The sequence below is a fragment of the Myxococcus dinghuensis genome, from assembly GCF_024198235.1.
GTDB lineage: Bacteria > Myxococcota > Myxococcia > Myxococcales > Myxococcaceae > Myxococcus > Myxococcus dinghuensis.
In genome coordinates this window covers 359,490-381,049 of record NZ_JAKCFB010000001.1, presented here as the reverse complement: position 1 = coordinate 381,049, position 21,560 = coordinate 359,490, and the positions used below count along the sequence as shown (strand labels likewise).

At 70.8% G+C, this 21,560-nt stretch carries 19 protein-coding genes; 13 read left to right on the top strand and 6 right to left on the bottom strand.

Features of this window, described 5'->3' with window-relative positions; genetic code table 11:
• The first annotated feature begins 657 nt into the window (after nucleotides 1-657).
• Genes LZ198_RS01295 through cysI form a run of 7 tightly spaced genes read left to right on the top strand, consistent with a single transcriptional unit; the run spans nucleotide 658 to nucleotide 9,106 of the window.
• Complete coding sequence (locus tag LZ198_RS01295; RefSeq protein ID WP_253969989.1) at nucleotides 658-1,407, top strand: phosphoadenylyl-sulfate reductase; 750 nt, start codon at nucleotides 658-660, stop codon at nucleotides 1,405-1,407.
• 8 nt (nucleotides 1,408-1,415) lie between these two features.
• Entirely contained in the window at nucleotides 1,416-2,069 is a 654-nt protein-coding gene (locus LZ198_RS01290) for a precorrin-2 dehydrogenase/sirohydrochlorin ferrochelatase family protein (protein ID WP_253969988.1), read from the top strand.
• Nucleotides 2,066-2,869, top strand: a complete 804-nt coding sequence (gene cobA, locus LZ198_RS01285; protein ID WP_253969987.1) for a uroporphyrinogen-III C-methyltransferase — start codon at nucleotides 2,066-2,068, stop codon at nucleotides 2,867-2,869. Before LZ198_RS01290 ends, cobA begins: the two co-directional genes overlap by 4 nt.
• On the top strand, nucleotides 2,862-3,779 hold the full coding sequence (gene cysD / locus LZ198_RS01280; protein WP_253969986.1) for a sulfate adenylyltransferase subunit CysD: 918 nt from the start codon (nucleotides 2,862-2,864) through the stop codon (nucleotides 3,777-3,779). Before cobA ends, cysD begins: the two co-directional genes overlap by 8 nt.
• Nucleotides 3,779-5,512 carry a GTP-binding protein gene (locus tag LZ198_RS01275; protein ID WP_253969985.1) on the top strand — a complete coding sequence of 578 codons (1,734 nt, stop codon included), beginning with the start codon at nucleotides 3,779-3,781 and terminating at the stop codon, nucleotides 5,510-5,512. Before cysD ends, LZ198_RS01275 begins: the two co-directional genes overlap by 1 nt.
• On the top strand, nucleotides 5,509-7,359 hold the full coding sequence (locus LZ198_RS01270) for an assimilatory sulfite reductase (NADPH) flavoprotein subunit (protein WP_253969984.1): 1,851 nt from the start codon (nucleotides 5,509-5,511) through the stop codon (nucleotides 7,357-7,359). The genes LZ198_RS01275 and LZ198_RS01270 overlap by 4 nt, the downstream gene beginning before the upstream one ends.
• A 25-nt stretch (nucleotides 7,360-7,384) precedes the next feature.
• On the top strand, nucleotides 7,385-9,106 hold the full coding sequence (gene cysI / locus LZ198_RS01265; RefSeq protein WP_253969983.1) for an assimilatory sulfite reductase (NADPH) hemoprotein subunit: 1,722 nt from the start codon (nucleotides 7,385-7,387) through the stop codon (nucleotides 9,104-9,106).
• Here the strand turns inward: cysI and LZ198_RS01260 are convergent.
• On the bottom strand, nucleotides 9,052-9,660 hold the full coding sequence (locus LZ198_RS01260; protein ID WP_253969982.1) for an HD domain-containing protein: 609 nt from the start codon (nucleotides 9,658-9,660) through the stop codon (nucleotides 9,052-9,054). The genes cysI and LZ198_RS01260 overlap by 55 nt on opposite strands.
• Nucleotides 9,661-9,791: 131 nt before the next feature.
• On the opposite strand from LZ198_RS01260, the gene sitA6 reads away from it, so the two are divergent.
• The gene (gene sitA6, locus LZ198_RS01255; RefSeq protein WP_253969981.1) at nucleotides 9,792-10,463 is read left to right on the top strand and encodes a SitA6 family polymorphic toxin lipoprotein; all 672 of its coding nucleotides are present in this window, start codon (nucleotides 9,792-9,794) and stop codon (nucleotides 10,461-10,463) included.
• 6 nt (nucleotides 10,464-10,469) lie between these two features.
• Nucleotides 10,470-11,192, top strand: coding sequence for a SitI6 family double-CXXCG motif immunity protein (gene sitI6, locus LZ198_RS01250; RefSeq protein ID WP_253969980.1), 723 nt, complete (start codon nucleotides 10,470-10,472; stop codon nucleotides 11,190-11,192).
• 21 nt (nucleotides 11,193-11,213) lie between these two features.
• Here the strand turns inward: sitI6 and LZ198_RS01245 are convergent, their stop codons facing one another.
• Nucleotides 11,214-12,266, bottom strand: coding sequence for an SDR family oxidoreductase (locus LZ198_RS01245; RefSeq protein ID WP_253969979.1), 1,053 nt, complete (start codon nucleotides 12,264-12,266; stop codon nucleotides 11,214-11,216).
• Nucleotides 12,263-13,453: an MFS transporter gene (locus LZ198_RS01240; RefSeq protein ID WP_253969978.1), complete on the bottom strand. Its 1,191-nt coding sequence runs from the start codon at nucleotides 13,451-13,453 to the stop codon at nucleotides 12,263-12,265. Before LZ198_RS01240 ends, LZ198_RS01245 begins: the two co-directional genes overlap by 4 nt.
• 106 nt (nucleotides 13,454-13,559) lie before the next feature.
• Here LZ198_RS01240 and LZ198_RS01235 point away from each other — a divergent pair, with 106 nt between their 5' ends.
• Nucleotides 13,560-14,465: a LysR family transcriptional regulator gene (locus tag LZ198_RS01235; protein WP_253969977.1), complete on the top strand. Its 906-nt coding sequence runs from the start codon at nucleotides 13,560-13,562 to the stop codon at nucleotides 14,463-14,465.
• Nucleotides 14,466-14,477: 12 nt separating this feature from the next.
• Here the strand turns inward: LZ198_RS01235 and LZ198_RS01230 are convergent, their stop codons facing one another.
• A complete protein-coding gene (locus LZ198_RS01230) occupies nucleotides 14,478-15,341 on the bottom strand; it encodes an NAD-dependent protein deacetylase (protein WP_253969976.1) in 864 nt (287 codons plus the stop codon).
• 144 nt (nucleotides 15,342-15,485) lie between these two features.
• Between LZ198_RS01230 and LZ198_RS01225 the strand changes: the two genes are divergently transcribed.
• Together LZ198_RS01225 and LZ198_RS01220 are read left to right on the top strand one after the other, a co-directional pair.
• Nucleotides 15,486-17,744, top strand: a complete 2,259-nt coding sequence (locus LZ198_RS01225; RefSeq protein WP_253969975.1) for a tetratricopeptide repeat protein — start codon at nucleotides 15,486-15,488, stop codon at nucleotides 17,742-17,744.
• Nucleotides 17,745-17,782: 38 nt separating this feature from the next.
• Nucleotides 17,783-18,250 (top strand): GNAT family N-acetyltransferase, encoded by a 468-nt coding sequence (locus LZ198_RS01220; RefSeq protein WP_253969974.1) that lies wholly within the window; start codon nucleotides 17,783-17,785, stop codon nucleotides 18,248-18,250.
• Nucleotides 18,251-18,260: 10 nt separating this feature from the next.
• On the opposite strand, the gene coaA is transcribed toward LZ198_RS01220, so the two are convergent.
• Nucleotides 18,261-19,211 (bottom strand): type I pantothenate kinase, encoded by a 951-nt coding sequence (gene coaA / locus LZ198_RS01215; RefSeq protein WP_253969973.1) that lies wholly within the window; start codon nucleotides 19,209-19,211, stop codon nucleotides 18,261-18,263.
• A gap of 75 nt (nucleotides 19,212-19,286) precedes the next feature.
• Nucleotides 19,287-20,018 carry a M90 family metallopeptidase gene (locus LZ198_RS01210; protein WP_253969972.1) on the bottom strand — a complete coding sequence of 244 codons (732 nt, stop codon included), beginning with the start codon at nucleotides 20,016-20,018 and terminating at the stop codon, nucleotides 19,287-19,289.
• A 138-nt stretch (nucleotides 20,019-20,156) separates the two neighbouring features.
• Here LZ198_RS01210 and LZ198_RS01205 point away from each other — a divergent pair, with 138 nt between their 5' ends.
• Entirely contained in the window at nucleotides 20,157-21,515 is a 1,359-nt protein-coding gene (locus LZ198_RS01205) for a BamA/TamA family outer membrane protein (protein ID WP_253969971.1), read from the top strand.
• Nucleotides 21,516-21,560 lie beyond the last annotated feature (45 nt).

Below are 21,560 nucleotides of genomic sequence, written 5' to 3'. Positions count from 1 at the left end.
GGGCTCCCTTCCCCGCCCTCTCCCTCCAGGTCCGCGCGCCGTCCACTCCCGCGCACACGCCGCCCGACCCCATGTCGGGGAGCGTGCATCGCGAGGGCCCCGTCCAGGTCCGGGCTGCGTCGAGGTGGGATTCCCCACGTGCTCGTCCGAGGGGGTCGGGTTGACGGCTGGAGGTCTCCACCGGTACCTTGCGTTCCGTGACGACGCCTTCCACCCCGACCGCCGCGCTGCTCCGCTGCCGCTGTCGGGCGTGTGCCTGTCGTGCCCCCATGGGCCTGGGCTGTTGAAGCGCGCGCCGGAATCTCCCTGAGTCCTCGCGCCTCTCCGCCGGCCCTCCCTCCTCCCGAGGTGCTGGTCTTCCCGCGTTCCGTCCTTCCGCCGCCCCGTCCTCCATGTCCCCTGCCGTCGCCCCGTCCTCGTTCCCACTGATGCCGAGCCCGGCTCCGGGCGCGTCGTGGACGGGTGCGCGGCACGGCGGTGAGGCGCGGACGCACGCCCTCGGGTGCTGTCTGTCGTGTGCGTGTCCCGTGTGTCCGCCGCCTGGCGGGTGCCGAGCATCGCGGAGCGACTAGCAGTCTCCTCCCCGACCTTCCCTGCTCGCGCGGCCCGCCCTCGAAAGAGGCGCGGGCCGTTCTCGTTTTCCCCCTGGAGCCCCGCATGTCCCCGCCAGTTCCATCTCCCACCCCCGAAGCAGGGGCCCCCTCCGAGGCGCTCGTCGCCGAGGCCCTCGCGCTGCGGGACGCGCCCGCCGAGGAGCTGCTCGCGTGGGTCGAGCAACGGCTGGGCGCGCGCGCCGCCATCGCCGCCAGCTTCGGCGTGGAGGACATGGTCCTCATCGACCTGGCGCGCAGGCACGCGCCGAGCATGCGCGTCTTCACGCTCGACACCGGGCGCCTGCCACCGGAGACGTACGAGCTCATCGAGGTCGTCCGCAACCGCTACGGCGTCACCGTGGAGACCTACTTCCCGGAGCGGGCGCGCGTCGAGGCGCTGGAGTCGACCCAGGGCTACTTCTCGTTTCGACGCAGCCTGGAGGCGCGCAAGGAGTGTTGCGCCATCCGCAAGGTGGAGCCGCTGCGGCGCGCGCTGCACGGCCGCGACGCGTGGGTGACGGGGCTGCGACGCGAGCAGTCCCAGAACCGCGCGGCGGTCGCCACCGTGGAGCACGACCGCGAGCACGGGGGCCTGCTCAAGCTCAACCCGCTGGCCGCGTGGACGCGTCAGCAGGTCTGGGAGCACGTCCGGGTGAACGCCGTGCCCTACAACGCGCTGCACGACCGCGGCTACCCCTCCATCGGCTGCGCCCCCTGCACGCGCGCGGTGAAGCCCTACGAGGACGAGCGCGCCGGGCGCTGGTGGTGGGAGTCGCGCGAGCACACCGAATGCGGCCTGCACCCGGTCCGCTGACACGCGCCATGGGGTCCCATGTTCCTGACTACCCGGTGTGCCTGCGACTCGCGGGACGCCGGGTCCTGCTGGTGGGTGGCGGCAACGTCGCGGAGGGCCGCGCGCTGGCGCTGGTCGACGCGGGCGCGAGGGTCCACCTCATCGCCCCGGAGGTCACGGCGGCGCTGCGCGCGCTCGCGGCCACGGGCCGCCTGGAGTGGGAGCCCCGCGTCTACGCGCCGGGCGATGCGCGGGGCCATGCGCTGGTGCTGGTCGCGACGGACGAACCGCGGGTGGGCCTCGAGGTGGCGGACGAGGCCCGGGCCCTGGGGCTCTGGGTGAACGTCGCGGACGAGCCGGCGCTGTGTGACTTCACGCTGCCCTCGGTGGAGCGGCGTGGGCCCATCACCGTCGCCGTGTCCACCGCGGGGCTGGCGCCCGCGCTCGCGCGTCACCTGCGCCGCGAGCTGGCCCGGCACGTGGAGCCCCATCACGTCTGGCTGGCGCGCCTGAGCGGCTGGCTGCGTCGGCACCTGCCCCGGGGAGCGGAGCGTCAGCGGCTGCTCAAGCGACTGGTGGACGGAGACATCGGCGCGCTGTTGGCGCGCGGAGAGCGCGCGGCCGCCACGGCGCGGCTGCGCACGGAATTGAAGCACTGGAAGTCGTCGGGAGAGCCCACATGAAGGAGTCGTCGAGGGGTCGCGTGTACCTGGTGGGAGCGGGGCCGGGAGATCCGGAGCTGCTCACGCTGCGCGCGGCGCTGCTGTTGAGACAGGCGGACACGGTCGTCCACGACCGGCTCATCCACCCCGGGGTCCTGGAGCACGCGAGGCCCCGCGCGCGCCTCATCTACGTGGGCAAGGAGGGCGGCGGCGAGTCCGTGCGCCAGGAGGACATCCACACCGTGCTCATCGCCCAGGCCCGCCTGGGGCGCCAGGTGGTGCGGCTCAAGGGCGGCGACCCGTTCGTCTTCGGCCGGGGCGCGGAGGAGGCGCTCGCGTTGGAGGCGGCGGGAATCGACTACGAGGTGGTGCCCGGGGTGTCCGCGGGCATCGCCGTGCCGGCCTCGGCGGCCATCCCGGTCACCCACCGCGACGTCGCCAGCGAGGTGACGTTCGCCACCGCGTTCCGCGCGGACGGCGCTCCCGACTGGTCGTTCCTCGCGCGCGCCCAGACGCTGGTGCTGTTCATGGCGGGCCGTCGGCTGGAGGAGGCCACCCAGGCGCTCATCGACGCGGGCCGCGCGGCCTCGACGCCCGCGGCGGTGGTGGAGGCGGGCACCTGGGAGCACCAGCGCGTGGTGGAGGGGACGCTGGGCGACATCGCCACGCGGGCCCAGCGGTCCGCTGTCGGCACGCCCTCGCTGCTCGTCATCGGAGAGGTGGTGTCGCTGCGGGCGAGGCTGCCGTCGCTCGCGGCGAAGGGAGGAACGATGGAGGGGGCGCGCGCTCCCGTCCGCGTCGCGGAGGTGGGCCATGAGTGACGTCGTCCAGGCACACGCCCCGCACCTCGCGGAGCTGGAGGCCGAGAGCATCCACATCCTGCGCGAGACGGTGGCCGAGTTCGCCAACCCGGTGATGCTCTACAGCATCGGCAAGGACTCACAGGTCCTGCTGCACCTGGCGCGCAAGGCCTTCCACCCGGCCCCCCTGCCCTTCCCGCTGCTCCATGTGGACACGACGTGGAAGTTCCGGGACATGTATGCCTTCCGGGACGCCTTCGTGGCGAAGCACGGGTTCCGGCTGCTCGTGCACCAGAACCGGCGGGCGCTCTCCGAAGGCATCAACCCCTTCGACCATGGCAGCCAGAAATACACGCACGCGCTGAAGACGCAGGCGCTGCTGGAGGCGCTCGCGCTGCATGGCTTCGACGCGGCCTTCGGCGGAGCGCGGCGGGACGAGGAGAAGTCGCGCGCCAAGGAGCGCGTGTTCTCCTTCCGGGACCGGCACGGCCAGTGGGACCCGAGGCGGCAACGGCCCGAGCTGTGGAACCTCTTCAACGGCCGCGTGGACGCGGGCGAGAGCATGCGCGTCTTCCCGCTCTCCAACTGGACCGAGCTGGACGTGTGGCACTACATCCTGCGCGAGCGCATCCCCGTGGTGCCGCTCTACTTCGCGGCGGAGCGTCCGGTCATCGACCGCAACGGCACGCTGCTGATGGTGGATGACGAACGCATGCGCCTGCGTCCGGGGGAGCGGCCCACGCCGCGCCGGGTGCGCTTCCGCACGCTGGGGTGCTACCCGCTCAGCGGCGCCATCGAATCCTCCGCCACCACGGTGGAGGCCATCATCCACGAGATGGTCCACGCCCGGCAGTCCGAGCGGCAGGGCCGCCTCATCGACCACGACGAGGAAGGCTCCATGGAGCTGAAGAAGCGCGAGGGGTACTTCTGATGGACACCGCACTCCAGTCCCCGCCCCCGCTCGACGTCCAGCAGCTCCTCGACGAGCACTCGCGCCGCGAGCTGTTGCGGCTGGTCGTCGTCGGCTCCGTCGACGACGGGAAGTCCACGCTCATCGGCCGCCTTCTCTATGAGTGCGATGGCCTCTTCGAGGACCAGATCGCCGCCGTGCGCCGCGCCAGCGCCAAGCGGGCCGCCACGCGCACGGAGGTGCCGCCGGAGCTGCTCGCGCAGGGGCTCAAGGCCGCCGCGGGCGCCGAGCCGGAGGAGCTGGACTTCTCGCTCTTCACCGACGGCCTGCGCGCCGAGCGCGAGCAGGGCATCACCATCGACGTCGCCTACCGGTACCTGTCCACGCCCCGCCGCAAGGTCATCATCGCGGACACCCCCGGACACATCCAATACACGCGCAACATGGCCACCGGCGCCTCCACGGCGGACGCGGCGGTCATCCTCGTCGACGCGCGCCTGGGGGTGCTGCCGCAGACCCGGCGGCACGCGTACATCGCCTCGCTGCTGGGCATCCCCTACCTCGCGGTGGCGGTGAACAAGATGGACCTGGTCGACTTCGACCGCGCCACCTTCGAGCGCATCGGCGCGGAGCTGGTGGACTTCGCCCTCACGCTCGGGTTCGAGGGGGTCCGCCTGTTCCCCGTGAGCGCCAGCCGGGGCGACAACATCACCCGGCCCAGCGCGCGCACGCCCTGGCACGAGGGAGGCACGCTCCTCGGGTGGCTCGAGTCGCTCCCCCATCAGCGGCGGCGCGACGGCGCCCCGTTCCGACTCCCCGTCCAGTACGTGCTCCGGCCCCACCAGGACTACCGGGGCCTCGCCGGACAGGTCGCCTCCGGGACGGTGCGCGTCGGCGATGAAATCCAGGTGCTGCCCTCCGGGCGCCGCACGCGGGTGGAGGCCATCGACACCTTCGATGGCCCGTTGACGGAGGCCTCCGCCTCCATGTCCGTCACGCTGCGGCTGGCGGATGAGGTGGACGCGAGCCGGGGCGACGTGCTGGCCCATGTGGCGCATCCGCCGCTGGCGCTCCAGCACCTCGACGCGATGGTCGTGTGGTTCTCCGAGCAGCCGTTGGACGTCACGCGTCGCTACCTCGTGAAGCAGACCACGCGCACCGCCCCGACGCAGGTGGAGCGGGTGGTGTGGCGCAAGGAGCTGGAGGACCTGTCGGAGCAGCCCGCCGAATCGCTGTCGCTCAACGACATCGGGAAGGTGCGGCTGGTGTGCCGGCGCCCGCTGATTTGCGACGCGTACCAGGACAACCGGAGCACGGGAGCGTTCATCATCATCGACGCCCTCACCCACGACACGGTGGGCGCGGGCATGGTGCTGGGGCCCGCCGAGGCCTCCTCGAGCCAGGGGGTCGAATCCCTCGTGACGACCGCGGAGCGACGCGCGCGGCTCGGTCAGCACGGCGCCATCGTCCTGCTGCCGGCGGGCACCGGGGCCGCGAGCCAGTCGGTCACCCTGGAGCGCAGGCTGTTCGACCTGGGGCGCCATGTGGCCACGACCAGCGGCGACGTGGAGGTCGCGCTGGCCCTGGCACGAGCGGGACTGTTCGCGTTGGTGCGAGCGGACGCGCCGCAGGTCCGACGCGCGCTCCGGGAAGAGGCGCGTGACGCGGGGACCAGTTGGCTCGAGCTCGACGAGGGCGAGTCGTTGGAGCGCTGGGTGGAGCGCATCGGCGTCCTGCACGGGAGCAACTCATGAGCGCCACGCCCTCCGGAGGGGCCGCCCGGTCGACGCCGGCCTTCATCACCGCGCTGCTGGGCGAGGAGCGTGGGGCCCAGTTGCTGAAACTCCTCGACGGACTGGACGCCGCCTCGCTGCACTGGGTGAGCGGCTATAGCGCGGGGCTCGCCGCGCGCGCGGGGACACCCGCTGCGCTCCAGCCCCAAGCCCCCGTCGCGACGCCTTCCGCCGCGACGGCGTCCCCGCTCACCATCGTCTACGGCACGCAGACGGGGAACAGCCGGTTGCTCGCCGAGCGCCTGAAGCGGCAGGTCGAGAGCACGGGGCTCCCCGTGAGGCTGATTCGGGCCAGCGAGTACCCCGTGAAGGACCTGGCCAAGGAGCAGTTGCTCGTGTTGGTCATCAGCACCCAGGGAGACGGAGACCCGCCCGACGACGCCCGGGGCTTCTGCGAGCACCTCCTGGGCAAGCGCGCGCCGAGGCTCGAGCGCCTGCGGTACGCCGTCCTGGGACTGGGTGATTCGAGCTACCCGAAGTTCTGCGAGGTGGGCCGCGTGCTGGATACGCGGTTGACGGAACTGGGGGCGACGCGGCTGCTGGAGCGGGCGGACTGCGACCTCGACTTCGAGCCGGTCGCCGCGGGCTGGCTCGACCAGGCGCTCGCGAAGACGCGTGAGGTCCTCGAGCGGGAGACGCCGTCCGTCGCCACCGTCGTGCCGTTGCGAGGCACGACCAGCACGGTGCCGTCCGTGGGCAAGGAGTCCCCGTTCACCGCGGAGGTGCTGGTCAACCAGCGCATCACCGGTCGAGGCGCGCTCAAGGACGTCCGACACGTGGAGCTCTCGCTCGCGGGCTCGGGCCTGGAGTACCTGCCTGGCGATGCCCTGGGCGTCTGGGCGCCGAACCCACCGGAGCTGGTGGACGCGGTGCTGTCGCTCCAGCAGCTCAGCGGCGACGAAGCCGTCACGCGCGACGGGAAGACGCTGCCGCTGGCCCGGTGGCTCTCCGACGAGTTGGAGTTGACGCGGCTGAGCCGACCCTTCCTGGAGCGACATGCCGCGCTCGCCTCGAGCTCCGCGCTCCAGGCGGTGCTCGCCCCTGGCGCTGCGGAGGCGTTCCGCGCGCTGCTCGAGAGCCATCAGGTCATCGACGTGCTGCGCGAGCACCGGGCGCGCTGGGATGCACGGGAGCTGGTGCTGGCCCTGCGCAAGCAGACGCCTCGGCTGTATTCGATTGCCTCCAGTCCGAAGCGCGTGGGGGAGGAAGCACATCTCACCGTCGCGGTCGTGGACTATCAGGCGTTCGGGACGCGCCACTTCGGCGCCGCCTCCTCCCACCTCGCCACGCGCGTGGCGGAGGCCGAAACGGTGCGTGTCTTCGTGGAGGCCAACGAGCGGTTCCGCCTTCCAGAGGACGGGGACCGCGACGTGCTGATGATCGGCCCGGGAACGGGAGTGGCCCCCTTCCGGGCCTTCGTGCAGGAACGGGCCGAGACGGGGGCTCGCGGGCGCAACTGGCTCTTCTTCGGGGAGCAGCACTTCCGGAGCCAGTTCCTCTATCAGTCGGAGTGGCAGGAGGCGCTCAAGAAGAAGACGCTCCATCGGCTCTCCCTGGCCTTCTCCCGGGACACCGCCGAGAAGGTCTACGTGCAGCAGCGGCTGCGCGAGGCGGGGCGCGACGTGTTCGCGTGGCTGGACGGCGGCGCCTCGCTCTACGTGTGCGGAGACGCGAAGCGCATGGCCCCCGACGTCCACGCGGCGCTGGTGGACATCGTCGCCACTCATGGAGACCGGAGTCGCGAGGCCGCCGAGGACTGGCTGAAGGCGCTGCGGGACGAGCGCCGATACCTGCGGGACGTCTACTGAATCCTTGTCGAACGAGAGCACTGACATGAGCACCCAGCCCAAGCCCCTCACCGAGGTGGAGCACATCAAGGCGCAGAGCCGGCTCCTGCGAGGAACCCTGGCCGAAAGCCTCGCGGACCCGGTGACCGGCGCACTCGCGTCCTCGGACACCAGCCTCATCAAGTTCCACGGCAGCTACCAGCAGGACGACCGGGACCTGCGCGAGGAGCGCCGCCAACAGAAGCTGGAGCCGGACTACAGCTTCATGCTCCGCACCCGCCTCCCGGGTGGCGTCTGCACGCCGGCCCAGTGGCTCACCCTGGACGGGCTCGCGCGCACCCACGCCAACGGCACGCTGCGAATCACCACGCGGCAGGCGTTCCAGCTCCACGGCATCCTCAAGGGCGACCTCAAGCCGACGATCGCACGCATCAACGCCACGCTCATCGACACGTTGGCCGCCTGTGGCGACGTCAACCGCAACGTGTTGTGCAATCCCAACCCCGTGGACTCGCGCGTCCACGCGACGGTGTATGACTGGGCGGTCCGCCTGTCCGAACACCTGCTGCCGAGGACCCGCGCGTACTACGAGCTGTGGCTCGACGAGGAGAAGGTCGGCGGGGGCGAGGAGGAGCCGCTGTATGGCCCCACGTACCTCCCCCGGAAGTTCAAGGCCGCGGTGGCGGTACCTCCTGAAAACGACGTCGACCTGTTCGCCCAGGACCTGGGCTTCGTCGCCATCATCGAGGACGGCGCCTTGCGTGGCTTCGACGTCGCGGTGGGTGGCGGCATGGGGGCGACACACGGCGACACCAACACCTTCCCCCGGCTGGCGGATGTCATCGGCTTCGTGGCGCCGGAGCGGATGCTCGCGGTGGCGGAGGAGGTGCTGAAGATCCACCGCGACCACGGCGACCGGACGAATCGCAAGCGGGCGCGGTTGAAGTACGTGCTGGAGGACCGGGGCGTGGCGTGGTTCGTCGAGGAGTTGGAGCGGCGGCTCGGCTTCGCGCTGGAGCCGGTGCGCCCGTTCGTCTTCGAGCACAACGGAGACCGCTTCGGCTGGAAGGAGGGACATGACGGACGCTGGCACCTGACGTTGCACCTGGACAGTGGACGGGTCGCGGACCAGCCCGGCGCCACGCACCTCACCGCGCTGCGCGAGATTGCCCGCATCCACACGGGTGACTTCCGGCTGACGCCCAATCAGAACCTGGTCATCGCCGGCATCGCACCCGAGACACGCGACGCGGTCGACGCCCTGGTGCGGGCCCATGGACTGGAGAGCTTCCGGACGGCCAGTCCGCTGCGGCGCCACGCGCTGGCCTGCGTGGCGCTCCCGACCTGTGGCCTGGCGATGGCCGAGGCCGAGCGCTACCTGCCCTCCTTCGTCGAGCGCGTGGAGGCACGGCTGCTGGCGCATGGACTCCAGGACGCCAACATCCTGCTGCGCATCACGGGTTGCCCGAATGGTTGCGCGCGGCCGTACCTCGCGGAGATCGGCCTCGTGGGCAAGGCGCCGGGTCGCTACAACCTGCACCTCGGCGGAGATGCGCGAGGCCAGCGACTCAACCGCCTCTATCGAGAGAACATCGACGAGGCCGCCATCCTCGCGGCGCTGGATCCACTCTTCGCGGCCTACGCGACCGAGCGGCGGCCGGAAGAAGGGTTCGGGGACTACGTCGTCCGGGCCGGCCACGTGCCGGCGCCGGTTCAGGCGCCGAACCAGCCCTTCGCGCGGGCCTCGTCGAGCTTGCCCTCGAGGTAGGTCCACAGGGCGGGGCAACCTTCCTGGATGGGGGCGGCGATACGCCCCACCACGCGGGCGTGGCTGATGCCGTTCTCGCGCCAGCTCTGGCCCTCGTTGGCGAGGTTGAGGAGGACGGGCATGGCGCGGTCCACCGCGTTGGCGAAGCGGGCCTCGGGGGACTCGCCGCGCTCGAACTCCTGCCACAGCTCCAGGAAGGGCGCACCCTGGGTGCCGGGGAGCAGGCCGAAGATGCGCGTCACGGCGGCCAGCTCGGCGGCCTTGCGCTCCTTCCACCCTCCTTCGACGTAGACGAGCGTGTCACCGGTGTCGATTTCGCCGATGTCGTGCACCAGCAGCATGCGGATGACGCGGTTGACGTCGATGTCGGAGGGCGCGAAGTGCGCGAGCGACGTGGCGAGCAAGGCAATCTGCCAACTGTGCTCGGCGGAGTTCTCGTAGCGCGTGAGCCCCAGGGGCCGCGTCTTGCGCGTCACGCCCTTGAGCTTGTCCAGCTCCAGGATGAAGCCGATGATCTGCTGCATCCCATTGCCCGCAATCTGGTTCGCGTCCACTGGCGTCGCTCCTGGCAGTCCGCCCACACTCCTATCGCCAACCGGGGACGAGGGGAACGCTTCCGCGCATCGCCAGTGTCCCCCGACCTCGCGGGCCCGGACGAGCGAGCGACCTGGTAGCTTTTCCTTTCATGCGAGCCATTCCCGGTTTCTGGCTTTCTCTCCTCGCAGTGAGCTGGTTGGGCTGTGCCTCCGCGACCAGGCCCTCCGTGCAGGCAGCATGGGATGGAGCGGAGGTCGAGTGTGACGACCCTGGCGAAGACGCGTGTGTCACCCTCGTGTGCCTGGACGATGTCTGCGGCTTCTACCGCTGCGAGGAACTCCCAGCGGACGTAGAGCAGGCACGATTCCCGCCCTCACGCCCGCCTGCCGCCGCGGCAGCACCTGGCAGTGGGCCTCGAAGGAACTGGGGGGCCGCGCAGCAACTCCCCCCGGGCTCGGTCATGACGTTCCCCAACTGGAATGGGGCACCGTCACGAGTCATCCCGCCTTCGCACCGGCTCACGCCAGGACGCTGGGAGAAACATCACATCTTCCCGCAGGCGTCCGACCTGGCGCTGTGGTTCGAGCGCCAAGGCGTGAAGATCCACGACTACACCATGCCCATCCCGCTCGCGGTCCACCGACGGATCCATGACGGTACTGCACGAGGAGGCGCATGGAATGATGCTTGGCGGCAATTCCGGCGGGCGAACCCGGATGCGTCGTCGGAGGCGATCTTCAAGCATGCGGGAGAACTCATCTACCGCTTTCAGCTCAGCGGAGACCCCATCCGGCCCTACTATTCGAAGCCCGGCGCTTGAGGAGACATGAGGCGATTCTTTTGGGTGGATGAAGACGACGCGGTCGTCGCGCGGTACGGCGGGTGGGTCGAGGCCGCCCACCGGTGGGGCTTGCCTGGCTTGAAGGGCTGCCCCACTTGCCTCCTGACCTGGAGCAGCACAGGTCACGACTACCCCGGCATCGACCTCTCGCTCATTCCAGAGCACCACGAGTTCGAAAGAGCCAGGCCAGAGCCGTTCCCCGAGTTCTCGCGACTGCGTGAGCTCGTCCGCCCACTGGCCCCTCCGAATGCATGGCTTCCTCCTGGCACCGGGTTCGGCCCCCTGGAAGGAAAGTCCGCCGGGAGACTGCCTGACTTCATCTGGATGACTTCGGTGCTGCTGGCTCACCAAGAAGCGCTGGAGCGACTCCAGGCAACCGGTGTGCGCGGCATGACGGGCCATCCCACGGCCGTGAAGTTCCGCCAGAAGCCAGCGCCAGCGCTGCGAGAGGTCCAGCTCGAGCACCGAGGGGCCCTGCACCCCGACTGCATCCCCGTGGAGACGCCCCCTCCCTGCCCCACGTGTGGCCGCCATGGGTTCAGTCGCCCGGACGAACCCGTCCTGGCCGCGGCCATCCTCCCGACGGAGCTGGACCTGTTCCGCCTGGGCAACTTCGCCACCATGCTCATCGCCACGGAGCGCTTCGTGGACGCCGTGCGCGCCCTGGAACTGGAGGGCCTCACCTTCCGCGAGCTGCCCACGCGTTGACGCACGCGTGGGTCGCTCGGCTCACGGAATGACCCGGCGCCTGCGCAGGTCCTCGAAGATGCGCAGGAACATGGCCTCCGTGTCGACGAACTCATGGAAGCCGAACCGGCGCGCCTTCGAACCATCCGCGAACATGTCGTAGTTCCACGAGAAGACGAAGTCACCGAAGCGCCACGACGAGACCTCCTCGTACGAGTGGCCCGCGAGTCCATGCCTCCGGGTCATCTCCTCCCAGAGCGGACCCTTGTCCGCCATCACCACGTCCAGCGACATGGGCAGCGGCGGCGCGACCTCCAGCCCGAAGGAGCGGGCAATCTTCGGCCACAGCTCGCTCCAGCGGAACAGGTCCCCGTTGTTGATGTTGAACGCCTGGTTCGCGCAGCGCGGGTCCGTGGCCGCCCACACCGTGGCCTTCGCCAGGAGCCCCGCGTCGGTCATCTCCAGCAGGGAGTCATAAGCCCCCGGCTTGCCCGGGAAGCGCAGCGGCAGCCCCAGCTCCTTCGAGATGGACGCGTAGACGGCGATGACCATCGCCAGGTTCATCGGGTTGCCCAACGCGAACCCACACACCACCGAGGGCCGCAGGGCCGACCACGTCCACGCCTTGCCCCGCTGCCGCTGCTCCAGGAAGCGCTGCTGGTCCACGTTGAACTCGGGCGGCATGTGGTCCGGGTCCGACTCCCGCGCCGGCGTCTTGAAGGGCCCCAGGTGCGCGCCATACACCTTGTAGCCCTGCATCAAGCTGACGTGCTCCAGCCCCGTCGCCACCGGCTCGAGCGCCTCCACCACGTTGACCAGCATCGCCACGTTGGGCGCGACCAGCTCCGCCCAGCTCGGCCGGTCCTGGTACGCCGCATAGAACACGTGGGTCACCCGCCCCAGCTCCGAGAGCTTCCGCCGGCAATCCTCCGCGTCGAGCAGGTCCACCGCCACGTGCCGCACCCGCTCCGACGCCGCGCCCGCCCGCCGAGACAGGCCGATGACCTCCCAATCCCCCAGCGCCACCAGGTGCTCCACGAGGTTGCGGCCGATGACACCCTGCGCACCCACGACGAGGGCGACCTTCCGGCTCATGACGCGCGCCTCCGCATCGGTGACACCTCGACGGCCCTCGCCCCCGACTCCAGGCGCAGCGCGACGAGCACCACGACGATGGCGGCCAGGGGCACCAGCGCCGCGACCCATGGGACGGCCTGGAGTCCCGGCCCCCGTGCAATCACCTCGCCCCCGAGCCATGCCCCCAGCGCGTTGCCGAGATTGAAGGCCCCGATGTTGAGGCTGGACGCGAGGCTCTGCCCCGCCCCGGACGCCTTCTCCAGGACCCACATCTGGAGCGGCGGCACCGTCGCGAAGCCCGCCGCCCCCAGCAGCGCGACGAACACCACCGCGCCCACGCGGTCATGCACGCCGAACGTCATCCCCCCGAGCACCAGCACCAACGCCGCGAGCGAGCCCAGGATGGTGGGCACCAGCCAGCGATCCGCCAGCTTCCCGCCCACCAGGTTGCCCACGACCAGCCCACCGCCGAAGACGAGCAGCACCGGCGACACCGCCGACGCGGAGAACCCGCTCAACTGCGTCAGGAGCGGCGCCACGTACGTGAAGACGGCGAACACGCCCGCGAACCCCAGCACCGTCGTCAACAACCCGAGCAGCACCGGTCGCCGCGACAAGGCCTTCACGTCGTCGCGCCAGTCGCTCGACTCCACCGCCCCCGCGTCCCGGGGGACGAAGAAGGCAATCACCAACACCGCCACCAGGCCGATGCCCGCCACCGCCCAGAACGTGGCGCGCCACCCCAACCCCTGCCCCAGCCACGTCCCCAGCGGCACCCCGAGGATGTTGGCCACCGTCAGCCCGGTGAACATGAGCGCGATGGCCGAAGCCCGACGGTCCGGCGACACCAGCCCCGTGGCCACCACGGAGCCCACGCCGAAGAACGTCCCGTGAGACAGCGCCGTCAGCACCCGCGCCGCCATCAACGCGCCGTAGCTGGGTGCGATGGCACAGCCGATGTTTCCCAGCGTGAAGAGGACCATCAACACCAGCAGCACGCGCTTGCGGGGCCACCGGCCGGTCAGCACCGTCAGGACGGGCGCCCCCGCGACGACGCCCAGCGCGTAGCCGGAGATGAGCAGGCCCGCCGTGGAGATGGACACACCCAGGTCGGTGCCCACCTCCATCAACAAGCCCATGATGACGAACTCCGTGACGCCGATGCCGAAGGCGCCAGCGGTCAATGCGAACAAGGCCAGCGGCATGGCTTCGCTGTCCTCCATGGAAGAGTGGAATGGGGCCTTGTATGGTCGGCGCGCGTCCGCGGCGGTAGAGCGCCGTGTGGAACAGCACCTGTGAATCGGGCTCACGATGGCCAGACCAGACATCAACCGCTTCGGAGAGATGGAGGTGTTCGTCCGGGCGGTGGACCTGGGCGGATTCTCCGCCGCCGCCCGCGCGCTGCGCATGACGCCCTCCGCGGTCAGCAAGCTGGTGGCCCGCCTCGAGAAGCGACTGGGAGCCCGGCTGGTCAACCGCTCCACCCGCGCGCTCCAGCTCACCCCCGAGGGATGCACCTTCTATGAGCGCAGCGTGCGGTTGCTCGCACAGCTCGAGGAGGCCGAGCGGGGCGTGTCGACCAGCGACGAGCCCGTGGGGCGGCTGCGGGTCAACACCAGCTCGGCGTTCGGCCGGTGCTTCCTCATCCCCCACCTTCCGGCGTTCATCGCCCGCTACCCCGCGATGTCGGTCGACGTCATCCTGACGGACCAGATCATCGACCTCATCGACGACCGGACCGATGTCGCCATCCGCGCCGGCCCCATGAAGAGCTCACAGCTCGTCACGCGCAAGCTGTTCGAGACGCGGATGGTCATCGTGGGCGCCCCCGCCTATCTCGAACGCCACGGCATGCCACGCGCCCCCTCCGAGCTGCTGACCCACCAGCGGCTCGGCTTCAGCTACACGCGCGCCGTGGAGGGGTGGCCCCTGACGGAGAACGGCGCGACGCTCATGGTCCCGCCCTCGGGTGGCCTCCAGGCGAGCGAGGGAGAAGCCCTGCGCCTCGTCGCGCTCGCGGGCGGCGGGCTCGCGAGGCTGGCGCACTTCCAGGTGGCGGAGGACCTCGCGGCCGGGACGCTGCTGCCCGTCCTGGAGGCGTTCAACCCCGGCGACACCGAGTCCTTCCACGCCGTCTTCGTGGGCCAGGGCGGACAGTTGCCCGCGCGCGTGCGCGTGTTCCTCGACCACCTCACGGCCACCGTGCGCTGGCGCTGAGGTGCGCGGGCCTCAGCTTCGCGCGAGCGAGGACACGAGCGCGGGGAGCACCTCGCCCGCCTTCGCCTCCACGCATACGTCCGCCAGCTCCACGCCCCGGCACTCGCCGATGTTGAGGATGCCGATGGGCATCCGCCGCTCCGACGCGCGCACCAGGAAGCGATAGCCGGAGAAGATGGCCAGCGACGAGCCCACGACGAGCAGCGCGTCCCCCTCTTCCAGCAGCGCGAACGCCTCGTCCACCGTGGGACGCGGAACGTTGTCGCCGAAGAACACCACGTCCGGCTTCAGCGTCCCCTGGCAGCCCAGGCACGCGGGGACCTGGAAGGAGGACAGTTGCTCCGACGTCAGCTCCGCGTCGCCGTCCGGACGCAGCTCCAGTACCTGGTGGGAGAAGCCCGGGTTGAGCGCGAGCAACCGCTGCTGGAGCCCGTCGCGGCCCTCCATCGCCCCGCAGTCGAGGCACCGCACCCGCGCCAGCGCGCCGTGCAGTTCGATGACGCGAGAGCTGCCCGCCGCGTGGTGCAGCCGGTCCACGTTCTGCGTGATGAGCCCGAGCACCCGCCCCTCGCGCTCCAGCGCCGCCAGGGCATGGTGCGCGGCGTTGGGCGTCGCGGAGGCGAAGCGGGGCCAGCCGAGCAGGCTGCGCGCCCAGTAGCGCGCGCGAATCTCCGGCTGGCGGAGGAACTCCCGGTGCTGGATGGGGTTGCGCGCGCGGGCTCGGGTGCCGGGCCCTCGATAGTCGGGGATCCCTGACTCGGTGCTGCACCCCGCGCCCGTGAGCACGACGGCGCGGCGCCCACGGAGGAGCGAGGCCAGGGCGTCCACGCCGGGAGGGGACGCGGGGACGGTCGGAGGATGCGACAGGGAGCTCATGGCGGCCTTCCTATAATGGCACGCCGAGTCCCGCGCCCAGGTGACCGACCGTCCAGCCCCCGGTGCGAGGGCAGGCGCGTGTCGGTGGCTCGGTCGGCCGGCGTGTTACAAGGCGGACATCCACAGGGGGGCGCCGCGGGTTCCATGCATTCACTCGTCCTGACCTTGTTCCTCGTCTTCCAGGCTCCATCCGCGGGGCAGGCGGCTCCCGAGCCCCATCCCCTGGGCCCGGAGCTGGAGGCCGTCTACGACGCCGCCATCGCGGCGTTGAACGCCAAGAAGCCCGACGACGCCGCGCCCCACGTCAAACGACTCGAGGACGAGGCCCCCGACAATCCTCGCGTCGACCGGCTCATGGGCCTGCACCATTCCGCCCTGGGGGACAAGGAATGGGCGGAGAAGCACTTCAGGGACGCTTTGGAACATGGAGTCGCCGGCCGGTGGAAGGCGGATGTCCTGAACAGGCTGGCTGGCTTCGAGCTCGAGCGGGAGCGGCTACCCGAGGCGGAGAAGCTCCTCACGGAGGCCCTGAGCGTCGAGCCCAACCATGTCCGGGCGCTCGAGAACCTCGCCTTCGTCGCGCTCATCCAAGGTCGACTGGAGCGTGCCCGGGACCTGTATCACCGGGTCCTGGAGCTCACCCCCGAGGGCACGGATCCCCATCCGCATCTGATGCTCGCCAGTACGCTGACCCAGCTCGAGGAGCCCGACGCGGCGCTGGAATCCCTCGAGCGCGCCTATGCGCTGGGCCTGGAACCCGAGGACCTGTCGAAACGCGTCGAGAAGGTGTCCCGGAAGCTCCAATGGCGACGGCGCCTGTGGCAGTGGCCGCTGGGCATGGCGCTGTTCCTCGGACTGGGGTTGTTGCTGTCCTGGGGCGCGGGACACGCGCTCTCCTCCATGCAACTGGGACAGTTGCGCGCGGACGACCTCCACCTGCTGCGCGCGGAGCAGACGAGCCGGGAGCGCTGGGTGGACCGGCTCTACGCGGCGGTCCTCTGGTTCGCGTCCCTGCTGTTCTACGTCTCCATCCCGATGATGCTGGTGCTGACGGTGGCCATCGCCGGTGGCCTCGTGCTGCTCATCGCGATGATGCCGGTCATCCCGGTGAAGCTGCTGTTGATCGTCGGGTTCGTGGGCCTCGGCGGCCTCTTCGCCATCCTCCGGGGTGTCTTCTCGGGCTCCGAGCCACCCGAGGAGGGCCGGCTGCTCCGCCCCGAGGAGGCGCCCGCCCTCTTCGACGCGCTGGAGGAGGTCGCGGAGGTGGCGAGGTCGCGCAAGGTGGACCGGGTGCTGCTCGACGCGGGCACGGGCATCGGCGTGCGCGAGGCGGGCGGGCGGCTGAACGTGCTGTTCGGGCGGGGCGAGCGCATCCTCCACCTGGGGATGGGCGCGCTGCGCGGCCTCACGGTGACGGAGCTGAAGTCCATCCTCGCGCACGAGTACGGCCACTTCTCCCACGGCGAGACGCGGCTGACGCCCATCATCGGGCGCATCCAGACGCAGGTGCTCCAGGTCGTCCAGAGCATCGCCGAGATGGGCGGAGGCGCGTTCAACCCGGTGGGCTGGTACCTGCGCGCGTACTTCTTCGTCTACCTGCGCATCACCGCCGGACATGGGCGCCGCCGGGAGCTGCTCGCCGACCGGGTCTCCGCGCTCGCCTATGGCGGCGACACGTTCGGCAGCGCCCTGTCGAAGGCGGTGGAGAGCAGCGCCACGTACGACCGGGGCCGCCTGGTCGCCGCGCGGCTGCGGCAGGCGGGGCGCCCCGCCCGGGACCTGTTCCGCACGCTCGACTCCGTGGAGCGCAACACCCCGCCCGTCCTCCAGTCCCTCATCCGCGAGGAGCTGTTCTCGCGCCCCGTGGACGCGTACGACTCGCATCCCCCACCGTCCGAGCGCATCGAGCGGGTGAAGGGACTGCCGGGCCAACGCCCCGTGGAGGCCGAGCCCGCGCTCACGCTGTTCGAGGCGCCGGAGCAGCTCTCCGCCGAGCTGGGCACCAAGGTCCTGGAGGACCTGGACGCCAACCTCGAGCTCGATGGTTACGAGGCGCCCCCCACCGTCGCCACGACGGACGACGAGCAGGAACGGCTCGCCAGCGCCATCGCCCTGCAGACCTCCGCGCTGGACCTGGGCGAGCGCAACCACGCCGATGCCTATCGCCTCCTCCAGGAGTCGCTGTGGCACCTGGAGCGCACGGCGGGGGCGGACGACCCGTACCTCGTCCCGACGCTCGTCGAGCTGTCTCGCCTCCACCTGGACCACGAAGCCCCCGAGGACGCGCGCCAGGCCCTCCAGCGTGCCATCGACATCGTCCAGGCCCAGCCCGACCACCCGCGGCAGCAGGTGGACGCGCTCCGGGAGCTGCTCTCGCAGGTCCCCGAGCAACACGCGGCCTGAGGCGCCCCCGGCGCGTCTCGCCGTGATAGAGGCTCCGCATGCCCGTCTGGAGATGGAAGGCGTTCCAGGAGCTGACGCTGGACGAGTTGTACGCGGTGCTCGCCCTGCGACAGGAGGTGTTCGTGGTGGAGCAGCGCTCCATCTACCAGGACGTGGACGGGCTCGACCCGAGCGCCCTCCACCTGCTGGGCTTCGGGGAGGAGGGGTCGAAGCCGTGGCTCGCGGCCTACCTGCGCATCCTGCCCCCGGGCGTGAAGTACCCGGGCGCCGCGAGCCTGGGGCGCGTGGTGGCGTCACCCCGCGCGCGAGGCCGGGGGCTGGGGCGGGAGCTGACGGAGAAGGGCATCGCCAGCTTGGAGGAGCGCTTCCCCGGCGTGGACATCCGCATCTCCGCGCAGGACTACCTGCGCGGCTTCTACGAGAGCCTCGGCTTCGTCGCGGAGGGAGACGTCTACGACGAGGACGGCATCCCCCACGTCGAGATGGTCCGGGTGACGCGGCGCTGAGGGCGGATGACTACATCTTCCGCAGGCGCACGCGCTTCACCTTGTGGTCCGGCCCCTTGAGCAGGATGAGGCGGGCGCGCGTGCGCGTGGGCGCGATGTTCTGCGCCAGGTTGGGGCCGTTGATCTCCGACCAGACGTTCTCCGCCATGGCCACGGCCTGCTCGTGGGTCAGGTCGGAGAACCGCCGGAAGTAGCTGCGCTCGTCGCGGAACGCCGTCTGCTGCAGCCGCAGGAAGCGGTCCACGTACCAGCGGCGGATGTCCTGCTCCGTCGCGTCCACGTAGATGGAGAAATCGAAGAAGTCGGACAGGAACGTGGCGGGCATCCGCTGCGCCGCGCCCGCTCCCGCCTGGAGCACGTTGAGCCCCTCCAGGATGAGGATGTCCGGCTGGCGGATGACCTTCGCCTCCTCGGGCACCACGTCGTAGACGAGGTGCGAGTACACCGGCGCCGTCACCTCCGCGCGCCCCGACTTGAGCTCCGCGAGGAAGCGCACCAGCGCCCGCCGGTCATAGCTCTCCGGGAAGCCCTTGCGCTTCATCAGGCCGCGCTCGGTCAGCACCTTGTTCGGGAACAGGAAGCCGTCCGTGGTGACCAGCTCCACCCGCGGGTGGTCCGGCCAGCGCGCGAGCAGCGCCTGGAGGATGCGGGCCGTCGTGCTCTTGCCCACCGCCACGCTCCCGGCGATGGCGATGATGAAGGGCACCTTGCGGGTGGAGCCCCCCAGGAACGCCTGCTGCTCCATCCACAGCCGCTGCGCCGCGGCCACCTGGAGGTTCAGCAACCGGGACAGCGGCAGGTAGACGTCCGCCACCTCCTCCAGGTCCAACTGCTCCCCCAGGCCCCGCAGGCCATCGAGGTCCTCCGCCATGAGGGTCAGCGGGGTGGACGCTCGCAGCGACCGCCACGCCTCGCGCTCCAGGTCGATGAACATGGATGCCCCGGGGGAGGCTGCGGTCATGGGGTGACTCTCCTCGGAAAACCTGTGGACCACCGCGCCTTGCGCCTACCACAGCGCGACCGTTCGCGCGCGAACTCATGTACCCGAGGCGGGGTCCCAGCCATAGAATCGCTTCAGTTCTTCGTACAAATCGGGGGTCAGCTCACGCATCCGGTGGGGCCGCTCGAAGAAGGACTCGGTCGCCACCGCGAAGAACTCCGCCTCGTTGACGGCGCCGTAGTCATCCATCACCTGGCGCTCCACGCTCCGCCCCTCCTGGAGCGCGTGGAAGTGCTCGCTCATCACCACCGCCCACGCGCGGTAGTGCGAGTAGCTGCGCAGCTTCGGCGTCCCATCGAAGGCCCCGTCCGCGCGGTCCAGCACGTGCGCGAACTCGTGGGTGGCCGTGTCGTGGCCGTCCTCCGGGTCCTGCAGCCCGGAGAGCACCGCCTGCCACGAGAGGATGACGGTGCCCCAGTTCTTCGCCTCCCCCAGCACCACGCCGGTGCGGTCCGGCAGCAGGAAGGCATCGGGGTAGACGATGACCTCGCGCAGCCGGTCGTAGTACGACAGGTCCAGGTGCACGACGAGCTGCACCGCCGTGGCGGAGACGACCGCGCGGACCTCGTCGGTGATGACCATGCCCCCCGCGCCGATGAACTCCTTCTCCCAGGCGAAGAGCTTCAGCTTGGTGAGGAAGTCCTCGCGCAGCGCCGGTGACAGCCTGGCGAAGAAGGGCACGCGCGCGTCGAGGTAGCCGAGCCAGTCGGGAGGGAACGGGCGGCGAGCCAGGCGCCTGCGCCGGAGCTGACGGAAGAGTCCGGTCATCGACGAGCCGAGGCATAGCAGATGTCCCGGGGCCGCGCCCTCGCGGTCGAATCCCCCGGGAGCCCCGTCTGGCGGTAGGGTGGGGGCCCCCAGGGCGCTGGCCGGCGGCCCCGAGGGCATCACGGGCGTACACGAGACATGAGCGGACGAGCGGTGAAGGGGTGCGCGGTCCTGGTCCTGCTGGCCGGGCTGGCCGGCGCGCAGGAGCCGGGACCGGTGGTGGACGAGGTGGTCGTGCGGGGTCCGGAGAAGACGCGCCCCGGCACCGTCCAGGCCTACTCGCGCGTCGACGCCGGGGACCGCCTGGCGCCGGACGAGTTGGAGAAGGTGGAGCGGCGGCTGTTGGCCACGGGCCTCTTCCAGGAGGTCCGGGTGAGCACCGAGCCCACGGGCCCCGACCGCGTGCGCGTCGTCCTGGAGGTCGAGGACAAGGCCTCCTGGGTGGTCGCCCCCACCTTCGCGCTGTCCGCGGCCAACGTGGGCGGCGGCTTGCTCTACGCGGAGAACAACCTCTGGGGCCGCAGCAAGAAGTTCGCGACCGCCGTCCAGGTGAGCACCGCCGAGAGCGGGTTGTTCGCGGGCTACCTGGACCCGAACCTCTTCGGCCTCCCCCAACTGCGCTTCAGCCTGGAGGGCCAGTTGCGCAGCGACCGGGTGGACGAATATCGCCCCGGCGCCGGCCAGGCGGACCCAGCGGTGGTGCGCCGCACCCGGCTCAACTCCGCCTCCATCGCCGCGGAGCTGGGCGTGATGCTCTTCGAGCGCGTGCGCGCCGCGGCGAAGTACCGGCTGATGAGCATCGACGCGAAGTCGCCGGACGACGCGGAGGAGGTCACCACGCCCGCCTTCTCCACCGGGCCGTCGCAGCGGGACGCCTCGCTGCGGCTCATGGTGGGCATCGACACGCGACAGAACCTGCACGCGGTCATGGAGGGCATCAACCTGGAGGCCTCCTACGAGGTCTCCAACCCGGGCGTCTGGAGCGACTTCCGCTACAAGCGCTTCGGCCTGCTGTACCGGCACGGCCTGCGCTTGTTCGAGGAGCACAACCTGGTGCTGAGGGGCGAGGCCGCCGCGGGCGTGGACCTGCCCTTCCACCAGGAGCTGGTGATGGGCGGCAACTCGCTGCGAGGCTTCCTCCACCGACAGTTCCGGGGCGACACGCGCCTGTCCTTCACCGCCGAGTACCACTTCCCGCTCTTCACCATCCGCTCGCTGTCCTTCCGGGGCGTGGGCTTCTCCGACACGGGGTTGATGATGTGGCGGGACCTGCCCTCCGGCGACGCGCTGCTCGACGTCGACGGGCGGATGGTCCGTGGGTACCTGCCCGACAGCCGCGGCGGCCTGAAGGGCGCCACGCTGGCCCAGGGCGTGGGCGCGGGGCTGAGGCTGTATCTGCGCAACCTCGTCCTGCCGCTGGTGGGCGTGGACGCCGCGTATGGCGTCAACTCCGGCGAGTTCCGCTTCTACCTCGTGGCCGGCGTCAACCCGTCCTGAGGCGGGTGTCAGTTGCCCGTCGGGCCTCGCGTCAGGTCGGCGCGT